The organism is Herbaspirillum sp. RV1423, assembly GCF_000577615.1.
In the GTDB taxonomy this organism is placed as follows: Bacteria; Pseudomonadota; Gammaproteobacteria; order Burkholderiales; family Burkholderiaceae_D; genus Herbaspirillum.
The window spans coordinates 37,076-54,545 of record NZ_CBXX010000025.1; the positions used below are offsets into that span (position 1 = coordinate 37,076).

The following is a 17,470-nucleotide window of genomic DNA, read 5'->3' on the forward strand; positions in this document are numbered from 1 at the left end:
CAGTTCGACAGCATTTTTCATTAATTTGTTAAATAATTTCCGTTTATCCAATACCCCGCTTGAAAGGGAATGAATGTTTGCAGCAGTAGATCTTGGTTCCAACAGCTTCCGCTTGCATATCGGCAAGCATGAAGGCGACGCCATCCGCGTGGTGAAGAGTGCGCGCGATCCGATTCGCCTGGCGGCCGGTTTGGACAAGAACGGTTACCTGACGCCGCAGGCGATTGCCGGCGCGGTCGAATCGCTGGGCCGGTTCCGCACCATCCTGCGCGACTACCAGCTCGACGCGGTGCGCGTGGTCGCCACCAATACCCTGCGCGTCGCCAAGAATGCACACGAATTTCTGCCCGACGCCGAGCGCGCCATCGGTTATCCGGTGGAAATCATTTCCGGCGAGGAAGAAGGCCGCCTGATTTACATGGGCGTGGCCGGCGCATTGGCCTTGCCGGACGAAGACCGGCTGGTGATCGATATTGGCGGCGGTTCGACCGAAGTCATCCTGGGACACGGCAGCGAAATCCGCCGCGTGGAATCCTTCGGCATCGGCACCGTCAACCAGAGCCTGGCGTTTTTTCCTGACGGTCATATTGATGAAGATGCGTTCGAACGCGCCATCCTGTCGGCGCGTTCGCATGTGGAAGACGCCGTGGTGCCGTTCGGCGCCCAGCATCGCAGCAAGGTCTACGGCTCGTCGGGCACCATGCGCGCGATCGCCGACACCATCGCCAAGAACGGCATGGGCGACGGCCGCATCACGCCGGACAGCGTGGAAGAACTAAAGCAGCGCCTGATTGCCTTCGGCCACGTCAGCAACATCGAACTGGCCGGCATGAAGCCGGACCGCGCCGTCGTCATCATGGGCGGCCTGGCGGTGTTGATCGGCCTGATGCAGGAACTGAACATCTCCGTGATCTCGCCGGTCGAAGCCGGCCTGCGCATGGGGGTGATGTGGGACTTGCAGTTGCGCGCCACCCAGCGCGACCGACGCGAACAATCGGTGGACGATTTCAGCCGCCGCTTCCATATCGACGAACTGCGCGCGCGCCAGGTGGCGGAAACTGCGCTGGGCTTTTTCCACATGCTCAAGCCGGGTAATGAGGTCTATGCAAAATACCTGAACTGGAGCGCCTTGCTACACGAGGCCGGCTTGATCGTGTCGCAGAGCAGCTACCATAAACATTCGTCCTACCTCATCGCCAACGCCGATCTGCCCGGTTTCACCACACGCGAGCAGCGTGTGATGAGCACGCTGATCCTCGGCCAGAAAGGCAATCTGCGCAAGATCGGCGAAGTGCTTTCGGACGTCGATTTCGCCAAGGCCGTGCTGGCGCTGCGCCTGGCTGTGATGTTCATGCACTCGCACATCACGCTCGATCTCAACGACATCCGCCTCAAGATGAGGAATCGCATCGATATGGAAATCAAGCGTGAGTGGGTGCACGATCATCCGACCGTGTCTTACTGGATGCAGAAGGAACAGGAGTGGTGGAGCGGCATCGGCGTCGATTTTTCGATTCGCGTGAATGCCTGACGTCGACGCCTGATTTGCGCGCGGCCCAATAAAAATCCCCGCACGAGGCGGGGATTTTTATTGCAGCGAAAGCAGCTTCAATCCAGCTTGGCCGCGTGTTCGCGCGTCGCATGGAAAGTCACTTCCGGCCAGCGCTCCTGCGTCAGGCGCAGGTTCACGCCCGAGGTCGCCAGGTAAGCGAGATTGCCGGCGGCGTCGTGTGCAAGGTTGTGGCCGGCCGAGGATTTTTCGAAATCAGCCAGCATCTTCTTGTCGTCGCAGGTCACCCAGCGCGCGCTGCTAATGCTGGTGCCTTCAAACACCGCGTCGACGCCGTACTCGTTCAACAGGCGGCTCGCCACTACTTCAAACTGCAGCACGCCGACCGCACCCAGCACCAGATCGCTGTTGTTGGTCGGCTTGAAAACCTGCACCGCGCCTTCTTCGCCGAGCTGTTGCAAGCCTTTGTGCAATTGCTTGATCTTGAGCGGATTGCGGATGCGCGCGACGCGGAAGAAATCCGGCGCAAAGTAGGGAATACCCGTGAACTGCAGCAATTCGCCTTCCGAAAAACTGTCGCCGATCTGCATGTTGCCGTGGTTGGGCAGGCCGATGATGTCGCCGGCATAGGCTTCTTCCACCTGTTCGCGGCTCGATGCCATGAAGGTCACCACTGATGACACCTTGATTTCGCGGTTCAGGCGCAGGTGCTTCAATTTCATGCCGCGCTCGAAGCGGCCGGAACACACGCGCAAGAAGGCGATGCGATCGCGGTGGGCCGGGTCCATGTTGGCCTGGATCTTGAACACGAAACCCGAGAACGGCGCTTCCGTCGGCTCGACGCTGCGCACCGTGGCATCGCGGCTGCGCGGCGCCGGAGCCCAGTCGAGCAGCGCGTTGAGGATTTCGCGCACGCCGAAATTGTTGATCGCGGAGCCGAAGAATACCGGGGTCTGGATGCCGCCCAGGAAATCGTCGAGATCGAACGGATGCGATGCGCCGTGCACCAGTTCGACTTCCATCTTGAGTTGTTCGATTTCCAGCGGGAACATCTCGACCAGCTTCGGATTGTCGATGCCCTTGATGATTTCGACCTCGCCGTTGGCGCGCTCTTCGCCCGCCTTGAACAGCATGATCTCGTCGCGCAGCAGGTGATACACGCCGCGAAAATTCTTGCCCATGCCGATCGGCCAGGTCACCGGTGCGCACTGGATCTTCAGCACCGACTCCAGTTCGTCGAGCAGTTCCAGCGGATCGCGGGTTTCGCGGTCCATCTTGTTCATGAAGGTGATGATCGGCGTATTGCGCATGCGGCAAACGTTGAGCAGCTTGATGGTCTGCTCTTCCACGCCCTTGGCGGCGTCGATCACCATCAGCGCCGAGTCGACCGCCGTCAGCACGCGATAGGTGTCTTCCGAGAAGTCCTGGTGGCCTGGCGTGTCGAGCAGATTGACGACGTGGTCGCGATATTCGAACTGCATCACCGAGCTGGCCACCGAGATGCCGCGCTGCTTTTCGATTTCCATCCAGTCCGAAGTCGCGTGACGGCCGCTCTTGCGCGCCTTGACAGTGCCCGCCAATTGAATCGCGCCCGAGAACAGCAGCAGCTTTTCGGTCAAGGTGGTTTTACCGGCATCGGGGTGGGAAATGATGCCGAAAGTGCGGCGCCGCGCGACCTCGCGAGCGATCAGCTCAAGCGGGGCCTTGCTGTTCGAGCCTGTATCTTCGTTCGCGGAATCGGGAGTAATGTCTTGCATCGTGAGTCGGTGAGTCGTAGGGCGTTGAAAGCGATGAAAACCATGAACATGAACGGATGGCGGGCAGCGATGCCGCCATTCGCGGAGATGTCATGGCGATGTGACAGAAACGAAAAAGGGCTGGAAGATCCAACCCTTTGTTTCCCGGCGAAAATGGCGCCTGGTCACGTCTCGGAAGCCGGGATTATAACGTATTCAGGGCAGGTTTCCGAGTCGCGCAGGCAAGTTCCGGAGCTGCATCACCGATTCTCTTGTCGCTGCTGATGCTCCTCACGCTGTTGCGGCTTCGGTTCCGGACGGGACTGCTCCTGTCGTTCTGGGCGAGGGGCTGGCGCGTGCATTTCCGGCATGGGGCGCTGCATCTGTTGCACGGGTGCCGCTGCAGGAGGCGGCCTATGGAATGCTTGCGGTTCCGGCCGGTGGTTGTTTTCTACATGTTCGGGGCGAACGGGCGTGGCCGGGCGAGCCTGCTGCAATTGGGCAGCGGCAGGCGGCGGTGGCGCGGGACGAGGCGCATTCTGCACGATCGGTGCGTTGTGCGGCGCCGGCAGGCCGGCGGCTTGCGGCGGACGATTGTACTGCTCGGGCCGGTGGTTGCGATCAGCGCGATCACGATCCTCGCGTCCTTGCCCCGCGGATGGCTGACCGGGATGCAAATCGGGCCTTGCCGACGGATTCGGTGCGTTGGAGACCGCCGGCGCGATGTTGGGACGAGACACATTGCCAACGTCGGGACGTTGTCTGTTCTGCCCGTCGCGGCGGTTGTGTTCCCATACCACCGGTCGGTTGTTGATGACAACGTTTTTCGTGACGTTGACATTGTTGATGCGCACGTTGTTGACCAATACGTGATGCTGGCGCCAGTCGGGGCGGGCATCGTTATACACCGATCGCACAATGCCGATGCCGGCGCCGAAAAAGATGCCGGCGTTGATCGATACGTTGTAGCTGGGCGGACGATAGCGTGGCGGCGGCGCCCAATACACGGGCGGTCGTTGCGGCCACCACCAACTGCCGTAGACGATAATCGGGTTGTAATAAGGGACGTAGATCACTTGCGGATTGACTGGTTCGATCACGATCACCTGGTCTTGCTGCACGATGCGCTGCTGGTCGGTCGACTGCAGGTTGCCCGCAATCTGCGCCCTGATGCGCAGGTTTTGCACGGTATCCATCACATTTGCCTGCTGCGACAAAAAGGCGTCGCCCAGACGCTGGGTCCAGTCCAGTTTGTCGTTCATCATCGCCAGCACGGATGGGAACTGCGCCAGCGATTTCACGCTGGGATCCCACGGCATCGGCGCAATCGCGCGTGCCAAGGCATCGCCCTGCAGGCCGGGCCGGCTGTCGAGGAAGCGCGCGGCCTGGACCACTTCCAGAGGATAAGTGGCGGCCATCAATACTTGTGCCAGCAAGGAATCAGGATAAAGTGCGATCGGCGCCAGCATCTGATCCAGTTCTTCTTGGGTAAAGACAGCGGGCGGACGATTCATGTCTTGCGCGGAAACTTCCGATATGCCGGATGCCAGCGAAAAAAGCGCAGAGGCTATCCATGCGAGTGTTTTCTTGTTCACGATAGTTCTCCTGAGAGGTGCGAAACGCGGCGCTGCGTTTGTCTTTCCGTCCGGATGCAAGGCGATAATGAACGGGCAGGCTTGCCGCATGCGCAGGCTTATCTTCTGTCAGGACATCGAAACCAGGTGTAACCAAACTGCAAGGGATGTTTCATCAATCCGAACGTGGATAGCTATTGCATTGGATTAAAAAAACAAACGACGAAACTTCGGTTCGTAGCACGATGCCAAACATGAAATTTGAAGAAAATGTGAAGAAGCTATTGACCGAATACCCATGTCGGGATATTATCTCGCTTCTCGGAGTGTAGCGCAGCCCGGTAGCGCACCTGGTTTGGGACCAGGGGGTCCAAGGTTCGAATCCTTGTACTCCGACCACACATAAACGGGCTGTCGAAAGACAGCCCGTTTTCGTTTCCGAAGACAATTTCAAACAGTACTGTATTGTTTGATTTTCAGATCTGCCCTTAGCTCAACCGGATAGAGCAATGGCCTTCTAAGCCATAGGTTAGGGGTTCGATTCCCTTAGGGCAGGCCACTTCTCTCCCCACGTCCATTTTGTTGCGGCAGTCGGCATAAGCGCGCAATATCAATTCGTAATCTTGTCCGTCGGATACCTCAGCGAGTCCCGCAAAATATAGCTCATCGGCATGTTCATCGATCTGCCGTCCGGGCCCATCGGTTGCATGAACCAGCGGTTGTAGAGGCGGAAGATCTCGCCGCTGATGGCGAGTCTGGCCATTTGACGGTCTACCATTTTCTTGAATTCAGGGTCGTCCTTGCGCAGCATGATGGCGTAGGGTTCGATGGAGAGCGGGGCGCCCCTGATGGCGAGTTTCTCCGGATTGGCAGTGCTTTCGCGGGCGCCATGCAGCAGTACTTCATCCATGATGAAGGCATCGGCCGCGCCTTGTTCCAGCATCCTGAGACAGTCCTGGTCGCTATCCAGCTCGGCGATCGCCAGGCCGAGATAGCGAATGTTGCTGCGCTTGTTGATGACGTCGATCATCGAGGTGTTTTTGACGGTCACGATGCGTTTGTTGCGAAGATCGCGCCAGTCTTTGATGTTGGAGTCGGCGCGCACCAGCATGCGCACGCTGGTGAAAAAGTGCGGAATGGTGAAGGCGACCTTCTTGCGGCGGTCGGTGTTGTTGGTGCTGACGCTGCATTCGAGATCGGCGCGATTGTCTGTCAGCGCGTTGAAGCGTGTGGAGGCATTGACCGGAAAATACTGGACCTTGAGGTTGGGCATGCGCAGTTCCTGGCGGATGCCCTGAACGATTTTCCGGCAGATTTCGATGGTGTAGCCGCCGACGTCGCCGCCTGGTTCAATCATTGCGAATGGAGACAGATTGTCGACCGTTCCCATGAAGGCGAGAACAATGGTCTTGCTCTCCTGGATTTTCCTGATGGTGTCGCTCGCCGAGGCAGGCGGCGAAAACGTGCCGACGAAAAGCGAGAGGGCAATGGCGCGATGAAGGAAGGGGCGGGCCGCCTGCATAAGAGCGATAAACGCGCGGTTCGGAGTCAAGTCGTTCATGTTGAAAACCATTTCTCCTGCGACAACACTGCCTGATCTTATGACGCGCATTCGAAATATTCAAGCGGGCAGGCCTCCTGCAAGAGGCTCGATGTGAAAACAGTGCACTTATTCAAAAATATTTCAATCGAAATGAGTTATTTATTCGTGTCGGAGTATGAAAAAAGCCGCGTCACCAGTTGGTGAGCGCGGCCTTGAGGGCGGGTACTCTTGAGTAGGTTGTTTTTGCCGGGGCGTACGCTGAAGCGGGATCAGCCGCGGCTGGTCAAGCGACCGTTTACAACGCGTACCTGATCGCCGACATGCCAGCCTTCATCCGTTTGCGGGAAGGAGCGGACCGAGCCGTTTTCCATGCGGACGTCGACGACGTAAGTGGTGGTGGTGCGCGTACGTTTTTCGACTTCGTTGCCGGCATAGCCGCCCGCACCGGCGCCGGCGACCGTGGCCAGCGTGCGGCCGTTGCCGCCGCCGACCTGATTGCCCAGGATGCCGCCGAGGACTGCGCCGGCGACGATGCCGACGCCGCTGGCTTTGGGCGTGTGCTGTACTGCGCGTACGGCCTCGACTTCTCCGCAATTGGAGCAGCGTGCGACTGCGGCCGGCGCGCTATAGCCGCTGCTGTTTTGTTGCGACTGCGGTCTTGCTGCGTAATTAGGCTTTGGCGCGGATTGCGGCGCAGTCGTTGCATCGGACATTGCCTGTTGCGGCGCGACGGTGCTGTTCGATGTCGGCAGCAGGCCGGTGATGGCTGCAACGCCGACCAGGCTGACCAAAGTCACCGCGACGGCGGCGGTAGCGACTAAAGGGTGTATGCGGCTGGGGGATTTGACGACTTCCATGATGGGCCTCTCCGTGTTGGTGTTGATGTGAGGCGAATTATGGATGACAAGCGGCGCGGAAAAAATGCGGATAGTGTGTCAGTTGTAAAAACTTGTAAGGCGGATGTCAGACAGCCTGGAATAGCACTACGGCGCGCCATTCCGGGCTGTCTTTTTGTCAAGGCCTCGGTCGGAACTCAGTCTTCGCGACGCAGGTGAGGGAACAGGATGACGTCGCGGATGTTCGGCGAATCGGTGATCAGCATCATCAGGCGGTCGATGCCGATGCCGCAGCCGCCGGCCGGCGGCATGCCGTATTCGAGCGCACGGATGTAATCGGCGTCGTAATACATGGCTTCTTCGTCGCCGGCGTCTTTGGCCGCAACCTGCGCCTGGAAGCGCGCGGCCTGGTCTTCGGCATCGTTCAGTTCCGAAAAGCCGTTGGCGATTTCGCGGCCGGTGATGAACAGTTCAAAGCGTTCGGTGATGCCCGGCACCGTGTCGGAAGCGCGCGCCAGCGGCGAGACTTCGACCGGGTAATCGATGATGTAGGTAGGTTCCCACAATTGCGACTCGGCGGTCTCTTCAAACAGCGCCAGTTGCAGCGCGCCGATGCCGGCATTGGCCAGCGGCGGCTGGTCGGTCTTGACGCCGAACTTCTTCAGCGCGGTGCGCAGGAAGTCGATGTTCTGCAATTGCGCGTCGGTATATTCCGGCGCGTACTTCTTGATGGCGCCGGTGATGGTCAGGCGCGCGAACGGCTTGGACAGGTCGAGTTCGCGGCCTTGGTATGTCAGCGTCGCGGTGCCGTGCGCATCGATGGCGGCCTGGCGGATCACTTGCTCGGTGAAGTTCATCAGCCATTGATAGTCGACGTAGGCCGCATAGAATTCCATCATTGTGAATTCGGGATTGTGGCGCGGCGAGACGCCTTCGTTGCGGAAGTTGCGGTTGATTTCGAACACGCGCTCAAAGCCACCTACCACCAGGCGCTTGAGGTACAGCTCAGGCGCGATGCGCATGAACATCTGCATGTCCAGCGCATTGTGATGCGTGATGAACGGCTTGGCCGCGGCGCCGCCCGGAATGGTGTGCAGCATCGGCGTTTCGACTTCCATGAAATCGTTCTTTTCCATGAAGCGGCGGATCGACGACATCGCGGCGGTGCGCGCCTTGAAGGTGCGGCGCGTATCTTCGCTCATGATCAGGTCAACGTAGCGCTGGCGGTACTTGGTTTCCTGGTCCGACAGGCCGTGGAACTTATCCGGCAGCGGGCGCAGCGACTTGGTGATCAGGCGCAGGCCGGTCACCTTGACCGACAGCTCGCCGGTCTTGGTCTTGAACAGCGTGCCTTCGGCGCCGAGGATGTCGCCCAGATCGTAATGCTTGAAGGCGCCGTGCGCTTCCGGACCGGTCACGTCGTTGGTGATGTAGAGCTGCATGCGACCATCGGCGCGCGCGCCGGAAGAGTCTTGCAGAGTGGCGAACGAGGCTTTGCCCATCACGCGCTTCAACATCATGCGGCCGGCGATCGAGACCTTGACCGGATTGGCTTCCAGCGCCTCGTTGTCCAGTGCGTCGTATTGCGCGTGCAGGTCGGCGGCCTTGTTTTCAGGACGGAAGTCATTCGGGAAAGCGACGCCTTGCTCGCGGAGCGCACCGAGCTTGGCGCGGCGTTCGGCGATGATGGTGTTTTCATCTACTGGCGGCTGCGGCTGTTGCTGCGTGGCGTTGTCGTTTGGTGTGGTCATGATGTCGAGAATTCGTTAGTAAAAATGGGCGCTAAAGGCTGGTGCTGCGTCCGCAACGGCATCCGGTTGCGGCTATGCCGGCGCCGGATGCCGCGGTCAGGATCAGACGCCCTGTTTCAGCGATGCTGCGATGAAACCGTCCAGGTCGCCATCCAGCACGGCCTTTGTGTTGCCCGTTTCAAAGTTGGTGCGCAGATCCTTGATGCGCGACTGGTCCAGCACATAAGAACGGATCTGGTGGCCCCAGCCGACGTCGGTCTTGGAGTCTTCCAGTTTTTGCTGCTCGCTCATGCGCTTGCGCAGTTCCAGTTCGAACAGTTTCGCTTTCAGCATTTCCCACGCTTCGGCGCGGTTGCGGTGCTGGCTGCGGTCGTTCTGGCATTGCACGACGATGCCGGTCGGAGCGTGGGTCAGACGCACGGCGGAGTCGGTTTTGTTGATGTGCTGGCCGCCGGCGCCGGAGGCGCGATAGGTATCCACGCGCACGTCGGCCGGATTGATTTCGATGTCGATGGAGTCGTCCACTTCCGGATACACGAACAGGCTCGAGAACGAGGTGTGGCGGCCGTTGGCGGAATCGAACGGCGACTTGCGCACGAGGCGGTGCACGCCGGTTTCGGTGCGCAGGAAGCCGTAGGCATATTCGCCTTCGACCTTGATGGTGGCGGTCTTGATGCCGGCCACTTCACCGTCGGACTGTTCCAGGATTTCCGCCTTGAAGCCTTTGCGTTCGCAGTAGCGGAGGTACTGGCGCAGCAGCATGGATGCCCAGTCCTGCGCTTCGGTGCCGCCAGCGCCGGCCTGGATGTCGATGAAGCAGTTGTTCGGGTCCATCGGATTGCTGAACATGCGGCGGAATTCCATACCTTCGACCAACCCCTTGATGGCTTCCGCGTCGGCTTCGATGGCGACCAGCGTGTCTTCGTCCTTCTCCTCGCGCGCCATGGCGAACAGATCGCGCGCGTCAGTCAGGTCGCCGTCGATCTTGACGAGCGTGTGGACGATATTTTCGAGGGATTTCTTTTCCTTGCCGAGGTCTTGCGCGCGCTTGGGATCGTTCCAGACTTCCGGATCTTCCAGTTCGCCGTTGACCTGATCGAGTTTCTCCGACTTCACATCGAAGTCAAAGATACCTCCGTAATTCAGCCGCACGCACCGCGAGGTCGTCCAGCAGGGATTGGAGGGAATTGAGGCGTTCTGCTTCCATGATTATTTCTTTTGCAATCAAACCTCGCATTATACAAGACTGGGGGCGGTGTTTCCGCTGTCACAAAGCGGTCATTTTGGGCGATTAGCATCACGCGATCGTTGTCAGCCCATTGTCAGTTAGTTGCGAAAAGGAAATTCCCCATGAAAGTTGCTCCGAATCCTCCCGTCATCCAGTCCAAGCGTCGCGATCTGCTCAAGGCATTCGCCAGCGCGCCCTTACTGCCGCTGACCTTGACTGCGTCCGGCTTGCTGGCCGGTTGCGCGACGGCATCCGGCTCATCCAGCCGCGGCGGTTTCGCCTCCGCGACATTCAGCCATATGCCGGCGCCGTCGCTGGCCGATCCTGCCGCCATGGCCGCCACCACCGTGCAATCGAGTCTGGACGTGGTTTTCAGCGACGGCGCGAAGCAGAGCTACAGACTGGCCTATCAGCCGTTTTTCATGACCGGCGACATGGTGCCGGACGGCAAGGGCGGCAAGGTGCTGGCCGGCGGCTACTACGACATCGGCAACCAGCCGATCGTCGACCGCTCGGTGCCTGGCAAGGAACGCCAGTTTTTCTCGGATTGCCCGGACGGTTCGTCGCTGCTGACGATGAAGGGCGCCCAGGTGGCAGGCGTCAAGGGCAACACTGTATTTGCCGTGGTTCAGTTCGAATACACCACACGTGACCAGAAGCAGGCCGCCATGTACGGTCGGTTGCCGTCGCCGATCGCGGTGCTGACGCTGGACCAGGACCCGCAGACCGGCAAGCTTTCCCTGGTGAAGTACCACAATGTCGACACGTCTTCGGTCAATGGCTTGTGGATTACCTGCGGCGCCAGCCTGTCGCCGTGGAATACCCATTTGTCGAGCGAAGAGTACGAGCCGGACGCCGCCGCCATCGCCGGCAACGTGCAATTCCAGGCCTTCAGCAAGAACCTGTTCGGCGACGCCGCCAAGGCCAATCCCTACCACTACGGCCATTTGCCGGAAATCACCGTTCATGCCGACGGCAGCGGCAGTGTGGTCAAGCATTACTGCCTGGGCCGCATCTCGCATGAACTGGTGCAGGTCATGCCAGACCGCCGTACCGTGCTGATGGGCGACGACGCCACCAACGGCGGCCTGTTCATGTTCGTCGCCGACCACGCAGCCGATCTGTCGGCCGGCACGCTGTATGTCGCCAAATGGACGCAGACTTCCGGCATCGGCCCGGGTGCCGGCACGCTGAGCTGGATCCGGCTGGGCCACGCGACCAGCGCCGAGATCAAGGCGCTGGCCGACAAGCTCAAGGCGGCCGACATCATGGACGTCAAGGCCAGTGATCCGCAGGATGCTTCCTATACGAAGATTCCGTTCAACGGCAAAACCAACTGGATCAAGGTCAAGCCCGGCATGGAGCAGGCGGCCGCCTTCCTGGAAACCCACCGCTACGCCGCGTTCAAGGGCGGCAGCCTCGGTTTCACCAAGATGGAAGGCACCACCGTCAATGCCAGGGACAAGATCGCCTATTCGGCCATGTCCTACGTGCAGACATCAATGCTGGACGGCTCCGGCGGCATCAAGGTGCAAGGTCCGAAAGCCGGCGCCGTGTATGCGCTGAACATGAAGGGCGGCCGCAGCGACCTGTCCGGCGGCGCCATCGACAGCGACTGGGTGCCGGTCGACATGGCCTCGCCGGCGGAGCTGATCGGTCAGGACCTGGCGCAACCGGACGCGCTGGGCAACCTGGCGCACGCCGACAAGATCGCCAACCCGGACAACATCAAGTTTTCGGAAAAACTGCGCACGCTGTTCATCGGCGAAGACAGCGGCATGCACGTCAATAATTTCCTGTGGGCCTACAACGTCGACACCAGGCAGCTTTCGCGCATCCTGTCGTGTCCGGCGGGAGCCGAATCGACCGGCTTGCACGCGGTCGACGAGATCAATGGCTGGACCTATGTCATGAGCAATTTCCAGCATGCCGGCGATTGGGAAAAAGGCTTGCACGACAAAGTCAGGGATCAGCTCGATCCGCTGGTGCGTGCCAATTACAAGGATCGCTTCGGCGCCACGGTCGGTTACCTGACCGGCTTGCAACTGCCCGCGAAGGGCTGATTTCCCAATCGTCGTCCCAGCGCAGCGTGCGCTGGGACCCGGTGTCGTGAAACCGTCCGATACGACGCTGGGTCCCGACTTTCGTCAGGACGACGGTTGTGGTGCACTAGGGGCAGAACTCATTTCGCTTTCCGGCGGTCATAGCGGAATGCAAAAAAAGAGACCAACCGCCGCCGTTTTCTCGACCATGTTCGCCATTTCCCTGCTGGCCGCCTGTTCATCGGCACCGGCGCCGCGCGGCGAGGTCAAGGGCGCTTCCGCCAGCTCGCGCGAACTCGGGCAATCGGACACGAACCGTGTCGCCACCCTGGCCATGCGCGCCAATCTCGACAGCCTCTATCTGTTGATGGACAAGCTTTACCGGCGCAATCCGGCCGAGTGGAAAAAATCCGGCGCCAGCCGCGAAGAGGTCGTCAAGCGCGTGCGCGTAGCGGTGGAACAGCGCCAGACCTGGAGCGACTTGCAAGGCAAGCGCGACATCACCGCCATGTCGCTGGCCTTGTCTCCTGACTTCAAGGCCGACCGCGTGGCCGCTTTCATCTACGCCACCGCCGACATGATCGTCGCCGCTCACGGCGGCAAGATCGAATTCTTCCTGATCGACGGCCTCGATGCCCAGTATTTGTACAACGCCGCGCGCAACATCGAGATCGCGGTCTGGATGCTGACCAATCGCCGCAATGCCGCCGGTCAGCCTTTGCTGCTGTCCGACGAAATCGGCGCGACCGAGCGCAATCTGAGTTTCGAACGGGAGTTCGGCAAGATCATTGGCCGTCTCGATCTGCTGGCCGAGTTCATCACCGAAAAGTACCGCCGCGCCGGCATCAGCTACGTGCAGAATCTCCTGGGCGGCTCGTTCCTGCAGTTCCTGCCGGTGCGCTGAGCGTCAGTATTCGCATATTCATATGCGAAAAAATTTGTTCTGGATTTGCCGGGCAGCGCCGACACTTCCGCTCACTGAAATCAGCCTGAAAGCATCTTCATGAGCCACTGGACACTCGACACCATCCACGCCGCCTTGCCGGCCATCGAACGGGAACTGGCGCACACCGCAGCCGAACGCGACAAAGCCGGCGGCCACGCCGCCGAACAGAAGGAACTGCTGCGCCGGCACGGCTTGCTGCTGCTGGCCGTGCCCAAGGAATACGGCGGCATTGGCGCATCGTGGAGCGAGACCTTCGTCATCGTTCGCCGCATTGCGCGCGTCGACAGCGCCATGGCGCATTTGCTGGCGTTCCAGACCTTGCAGTTGTCGGGCGTGATTTCCTACGGTTCGGACCGGCAGCGCGCGCTGTATCTGGGCGAGACGGTGGAGCGCAATCACTGGTGGGGCAATTCCGCCAATCCCGCCGATCCGCGCCTGATCGCCACGGAAAAAGACGGCGGTCTGATCCTGCAAGGCATCAAGGGATTCTGTTCCGGCACGCTCGGTTCTCATCGTCTGCTGACCACGGCGATCCACCAGCCCAGCGGTAAATTGCTGATCGCGGTGTTGCCGACCGCGCGCGAAGGCATTTCCATCCTTGACGACTGGGACCCGATCGGCCAGCGCCAGACCGACAGCACATCGGTCAGCTATGAACAGGTCCGGCTGGACTGGAGCGAAGTGCTGCAGCGGCCAGATGGCGTCTCCACGCCTTTCCTGAGCTTGCGCGGCGTGGTGGCGCAACTGATCCTGGTTAACCTGTACCTCGGCATGGCCGAAGGCGCGTTCGGGCAAGCGCGCGACTACACGCTCAATCAGGGCCGTCCATGGTTCGCATCGGGCGTGCAGCGCGCCGCCGACGACCCTTATGTGATTCATCGCTATGCCGAGATGCATCTGCAGATACGCGCGGCGCGCGCCCTGGCCGATGAAGCCGGTGTGGAGCTGGACAAGGTCTGGAATATCGGCCGCGACCTGACGGCCGAGCAGCGCGGCAGGGCGGCGCTTGCCGTCGCCGAAGCCAAGGTGCTGGCGCATCGCGCCGCGTTGGCGGTGGGCGAGGATGTGTTCGACGTCTGCGGCGCCCGCGCCACCAAGGCGTCGCTGGGACTGGATCGCTTCTGGCGCAACGCGCGCACCCATACCTTGCACGACCCGATCGACTACAAGCTGCGCGACGTCGGCCGCTACGCGCTGGAACGGCTGTTGCCGGAGCCGACCCTATACTCCTGAACAGTTCGGATTGATTCGCTGAAGAGGGAGGGGGATCAGGCGCAGGCTTCAACTGCCGGCGCAATCACGTAGCAGCCGCGGCCTTTGTTTTTGGCGCGATACATCGCCTTGTCGGCGGCCTGCAGCAAAGAATCAGGGTCGCAATAGCCGTCGCAGACCGCGATGCCGATCGAAACACTCAGCAGGTACTCTCCCTGTTGCAGCTTCAGCGGTTCGGCTACGACGTCGATGCATTTCTCCGCAAGCGCACGTGCGCCGTGTTCCAGCGGCAGGCCGAGGTCGGTCGCCAGCAGCACGAACTCGTCGCCGCCGACGCGCGCCAGTGTGTCGCTGTGGCGCGCCACGCGCTGCAGGCGCTGGGTGATTTCCTGCAAGACCTGATCGCCGGTTTTGTGGCCCAGCGTGTCGTTGATCGGCTTGAATCCATCCAGATCGAGAAACAGCAGGGCAACGCCGGTATGCCCCTGCCGCGCACGGGACATGGCTTGCTGCATGCGTTCGGCCAGCATGACGCGGTTGGGCAGGCCGGTCAGGATGTCGTGATGGGCCTGGTGCTGGAGTTCGGATTGATGGATTTTCAGGCGCGACAGCAGGCGGTTGAAAGCCATGGTCAGGTGGCCCACTTCGTCTTTGCGATAGACCGGCAAGGGTGTCAGCGGCAATTCGCCGCGCGTCATGCGTTCGGCCTGGTCGGCGGCCCGGCGCAGCGGCCTGAAAAACCAGATGACCACCAGGATGATCAGCAGGAAAATCACCGTGGCCTGGGCAATGCCGCCGCGCAGGATGAAGGCCTGGACATGTTCCACCGTCGGCAGGGCAGCGGCCACCGGCAGGCGCGCCGCCACGAACCAGCCCGTGCTCGGCACGGAAGCGAACGCCTTCACTTCATCGATCTGGCCGTTGCTGCCGACGCCGCTGCCGCGATAGCCGGCAACGGCCTTGTCGAGCAAGGGGTCGACGCCGACTTGCGGCAGCGGTTTGAATGACAGTTCCTTTCGGTTCGAGGCAATGATCATGCGCCTGGCCGGCGACACCAGAATGAAGCTGCCCGAGTCGCCCAGCCGCGCCTGCTGCAAGTGGTCGAGGAATCCGGCTGCCGCCAGCGCCGTGGTGCCGCCCAGTACGGCCACGAACTTGCCGCTGGCGTCCCTGACCGGGGCCAGCATCGGCAGGACGACTTGTTGCGAAGTCGGACTGACCAGCGGCTCGCCGATGATGAACTTGCCGTCCCTGGCCAGATGAAAGTTGGGATAGATTGCCAGCGACAGGCCGTTGCGCCCGTTGATCTGGGGATAATCGGCGATGATAAGGCCGTCGGCATCGGCTACAAACAGGCCTTGCGAGAACAACGGTTGCAATTCCTGCCGTTCGCGCAGCCAGGCGCCGAGTTTTTCGGGCTGGTTCAGGAGGTCGGTCGGCAGCTTGTGCGCCAGCCGTTCGAGAAAGCGGCGCCGTTCCATGATCCGGTAATTGACGTCTTGCGCCAGGTAGCTGGCAATTGTGCTTTGCTGTTCGGCGGCAACCTGGCTAAGGTCGTCGTGCAGGAAATCGGTCAGGATGTAATAGCGCGCCACCGCGCTGGCGACGACGATGAAAATGCCGAATGTGATGAGACGTGTGACAAGACTGTTGGTGAAGCGATGGATATTCATTCGGATTGGACTGATGTTGTTGTTGCGCGCTGGTGCGCGGCTTCGCTGATGCGGTCGCGCACTACGCGGATGGCCTGCTTGAGTGCATACACGTCGCCATAGTAACGCTGCGGAATGTCGATCTGGTTGGCATTGGCGTCGATCTCCTCGATTTCGGCGTGCCATTCGGCCAGCTTTTCTTCGGGGGGATTGCGGGTGCTCCAGATTTCTTCTTCTAGCAAATGGATTTCCTTGTACCACACTACCAGCCGCTTTTTCATGCTCGCCTCATAGATGCGCGGCACCGCCTGGATCAGGCCGAACAGCACAGCGATGAAGGGCAACAGGATGGTGAAGCGGCGTTCGATGAAGTTGGCCAGCCAGAACGGCAGGTAGCGCTGCAGGAAAGGGCGCCCCGATTTGAAGTAGCGGCGGGTTTCGTCGGAGATGGTGAAATCTTCGATGTTCTGGTTGGGGAAGTAATTGCGCGGCGTGAAAAAATCCGGCGCGTTATGGATTACGTTGGCGGCGTCGAGCAGCAGGTAGGCCAGCGCCGGATGCAGGCTTTCCTTCGACACCAGCATGGCGGTGGCCGCCAGCAGCGTGACGTCGTGTGCCGGGCGGTCATTGATCAGGCTGGTGGCGCCGCGCGGATAAGTGATTTTCGACAGCGACGGAAACTTCTGCACCAGCGCATCGGCTTGCGAGAAGCTCATCAGCTTGATGCCGCTGTTGAGCAGGGTGTGGATCAGATCGCCGTCGGCGCGGCCGATGAAAAACGCGGCGTCGATCTTGTTGTCGCGCAGTTGTTCGTAGGCAGCGGCGCCGCTCATTTCGACCAGCGTGGAGTTGTTGGTGGTGATGCCGTTTTCGGTCAGTAGGTCATTGGCAACGATGCGCAGGCCGCTGCCGGGCAGGCCCAGGGAAATGCGTTTGCCGCGCAGTTGCGACAGGCGGTCGTACGTTGCGCTGCCCTGGTAAAACACCCAGATCGGTTCGTAGGAAATCGCCGCAATGGTCTGGACGCCGGGCGCCTGTTCGCTGTTGCCGGTGCCGGACTGGATGAATCCGACTTCATATTCGCTGTTTTCGTCGCGCAGGCGCTGGAAGTTTTCCACCGAGCCGGATGAGGAGCGGATGTCGAGCGTGATGCCGTCGCGCTTGAGTATCTGCGCATAGCGTTGCGCATAGTTGTAATAGATGCCGCCCTCGGCGCCGGCGGTCACGACGATCTTGCCCTGCGTGGCCGGCTTGAGCATGGCCAGCACCGACCAGCAAAGCGCCAGCAGCGCCAGCGAGCCGACCAGCATCAGGCGGCGCAGGCGCTGCGGCGTCATCGGCGGCTTTTGGGTCCGATGCAGCGGAAGAGGCGTCTTGGACATAAGTTGCTGGCTAGTTCGTTTCGTTCTTTAATTCATCTCGCAGCCGGTCCATCCGCTT

12 protein-coding genes and 2 tRNA genes are annotated in these 17,470 nt (G+C 60.6%); 6 read left to right on the forward strand and 8 right to left on the reverse strand.

Annotation, left to right across the window (positions count from 1 at the left end):
• Positions 1-73: 73 nt before the first annotated feature.
• The gene (locus RV1423_RS19330; protein WP_034300147.1) at positions 74-1,531 is read left to right on the forward strand and encodes a Ppx/GppA phosphatase family protein; all 1,458 of its coding nucleotides are present in this window, start codon (positions 74-76) and stop codon (positions 1,529-1,531) included.
• Positions 1,532-1,608: 77 nt separating this feature from the next.
• On the opposite strand, the gene RV1423_RS19335 is transcribed toward RV1423_RS19330, so the two are convergent.
• Together RV1423_RS19335 and RV1423_RS19340 are read right to left on the reverse strand one after the other, a co-directional pair.
• On the reverse strand, positions 1,609-3,267 hold the full coding sequence (locus RV1423_RS19335; protein WP_034300150.1) for a peptide chain release factor 3: 1,659 nt from the start codon (positions 3,265-3,267) through the stop codon (positions 1,609-1,611).
• Positions 3,268-3,506: 239 nt separating this feature from the next.
• Positions 3,507-4,841 carry a DUF3300 domain-containing protein gene (locus RV1423_RS19340; protein WP_034300152.1) on the reverse strand — a complete coding sequence of 445 codons (1,335 nt, stop codon included), beginning with the start codon at positions 4,839-4,841 and terminating at the stop codon, positions 3,507-3,509.
• A 301-nt stretch (positions 4,842-5,142) separates the two neighbouring features.
• On the opposite strand from RV1423_RS19340, the gene RV1423_RS19345 reads away from it, so the two are divergent.
• Both RV1423_RS19345 and RV1423_RS19350 read left to right on the forward strand, forming a co-directional pair.
• Positions 5,143-5,219: transfer RNA gene (locus tag RV1423_RS19345), tRNA-Pro, on the forward strand.
• A gap of 83 nt (positions 5,220-5,302) precedes the next feature.
• Positions 5,303-5,379 (forward strand) — tRNA-Arg (locus RV1423_RS19350).
• Between the two features lie 51 nt (positions 5,380-5,430).
• Here the strand turns inward: RV1423_RS19350 and RV1423_RS19355 are convergent.
• The 4 genes from RV1423_RS19355 to prfB all read right to left on the reverse strand — a co-directional run bounded on the left by RV1423_RS19355 (position 5,431) and on the right by prfB (position 10,157).
• Positions 5,431-6,381: an amino acid ABC transporter substrate-binding protein gene (locus RV1423_RS19355; RefSeq protein ID WP_231502375.1), complete on the reverse strand. Its 951-nt coding sequence runs from the start codon at positions 6,379-6,381 to the stop codon at positions 5,431-5,433.
• 251 nt (positions 6,382-6,632) lie between these two features.
• Positions 6,633-7,220, reverse strand: coding sequence for a glycine zipper 2TM domain-containing protein (locus RV1423_RS19360; protein WP_081768896.1), 588 nt, complete (start codon positions 7,218-7,220; stop codon positions 6,633-6,635).
• A gap of 176 nt (positions 7,221-7,396) precedes the next feature.
• Positions 7,397-8,950, reverse strand: coding sequence for a lysine--tRNA ligase (gene lysS, locus RV1423_RS19365; RefSeq protein WP_034300155.1), 1,554 nt, complete (start codon positions 8,948-8,950; stop codon positions 7,397-7,399).
• Between the two features lie 102 nt (positions 8,951-9,052).
• Positions 9,053-10,157, reverse strand: a protein-coding gene (prfB, locus tag RV1423_RS19370) for a peptide chain release factor 2 (protein WP_155835170.1) whose coding sequence is annotated in 2 segments (ribosomal slippage) — positions 9,053-10,075 and positions 10,077-10,157 — 1,104 coding nt in all. Because the reading frame shifts where the segments join, the coding sequence is not laid out codon by codon here.
• 143 nt (positions 10,158-10,300) lie between these two features.
• Between prfB and RV1423_RS19375 the strand changes: the two genes are divergently transcribed.
• From RV1423_RS19375 to RV1423_RS19385, 3 genes are all read left to right on the forward strand, one after another.
• Positions 10,301-12,241: a PhoX family phosphatase gene (locus RV1423_RS19375; RefSeq protein ID WP_034300156.1), complete on the forward strand. Its 1,941-nt coding sequence runs from the start codon at positions 10,301-10,303 to the stop codon at positions 12,239-12,241.
• 148 nt (positions 12,242-12,389) lie between these two features.
• Positions 12,390-13,124 (forward strand): hypothetical protein, encoded by a 735-nt coding sequence (locus tag RV1423_RS19380; RefSeq protein WP_034300158.1) that lies wholly within the window; start codon positions 12,390-12,392, stop codon positions 13,122-13,124.
• Between the two features lie 99 nt (positions 13,125-13,223).
• Complete coding sequence (locus RV1423_RS19385) at positions 13,224-14,399, forward strand: acyl-CoA dehydrogenase family protein (RefSeq protein ID WP_034300159.1); 1,176 nt, start codon at positions 13,224-13,226, stop codon at positions 14,397-14,399.
• Positions 14,400-14,434: 35 nt separating this feature from the next.
• Here RV1423_RS19385 and RV1423_RS19390 read toward each other — a convergent pair whose 3' ends face one another.
• Both RV1423_RS19390 and RV1423_RS19395 read right to left on the reverse strand, forming a co-directional pair.
• Positions 14,435-16,051, reverse strand: a complete 1,617-nt coding sequence (locus RV1423_RS19390; RefSeq protein WP_034300160.1) for a diguanylate cyclase domain-containing protein — start codon at positions 16,049-16,051, stop codon at positions 14,435-14,437.
• Positions 16,048-17,412, reverse strand: a complete 1,365-nt coding sequence (locus RV1423_RS19395; protein ID WP_034300162.1) for a TAXI family TRAP transporter solute-binding subunit — start codon at positions 17,410-17,412, stop codon at positions 16,048-16,050. Before RV1423_RS19395 ends, RV1423_RS19390 begins: the two co-directional genes overlap by 4 nt.
• Positions 17,413-17,470: the final 58 nt, after the last annotated feature.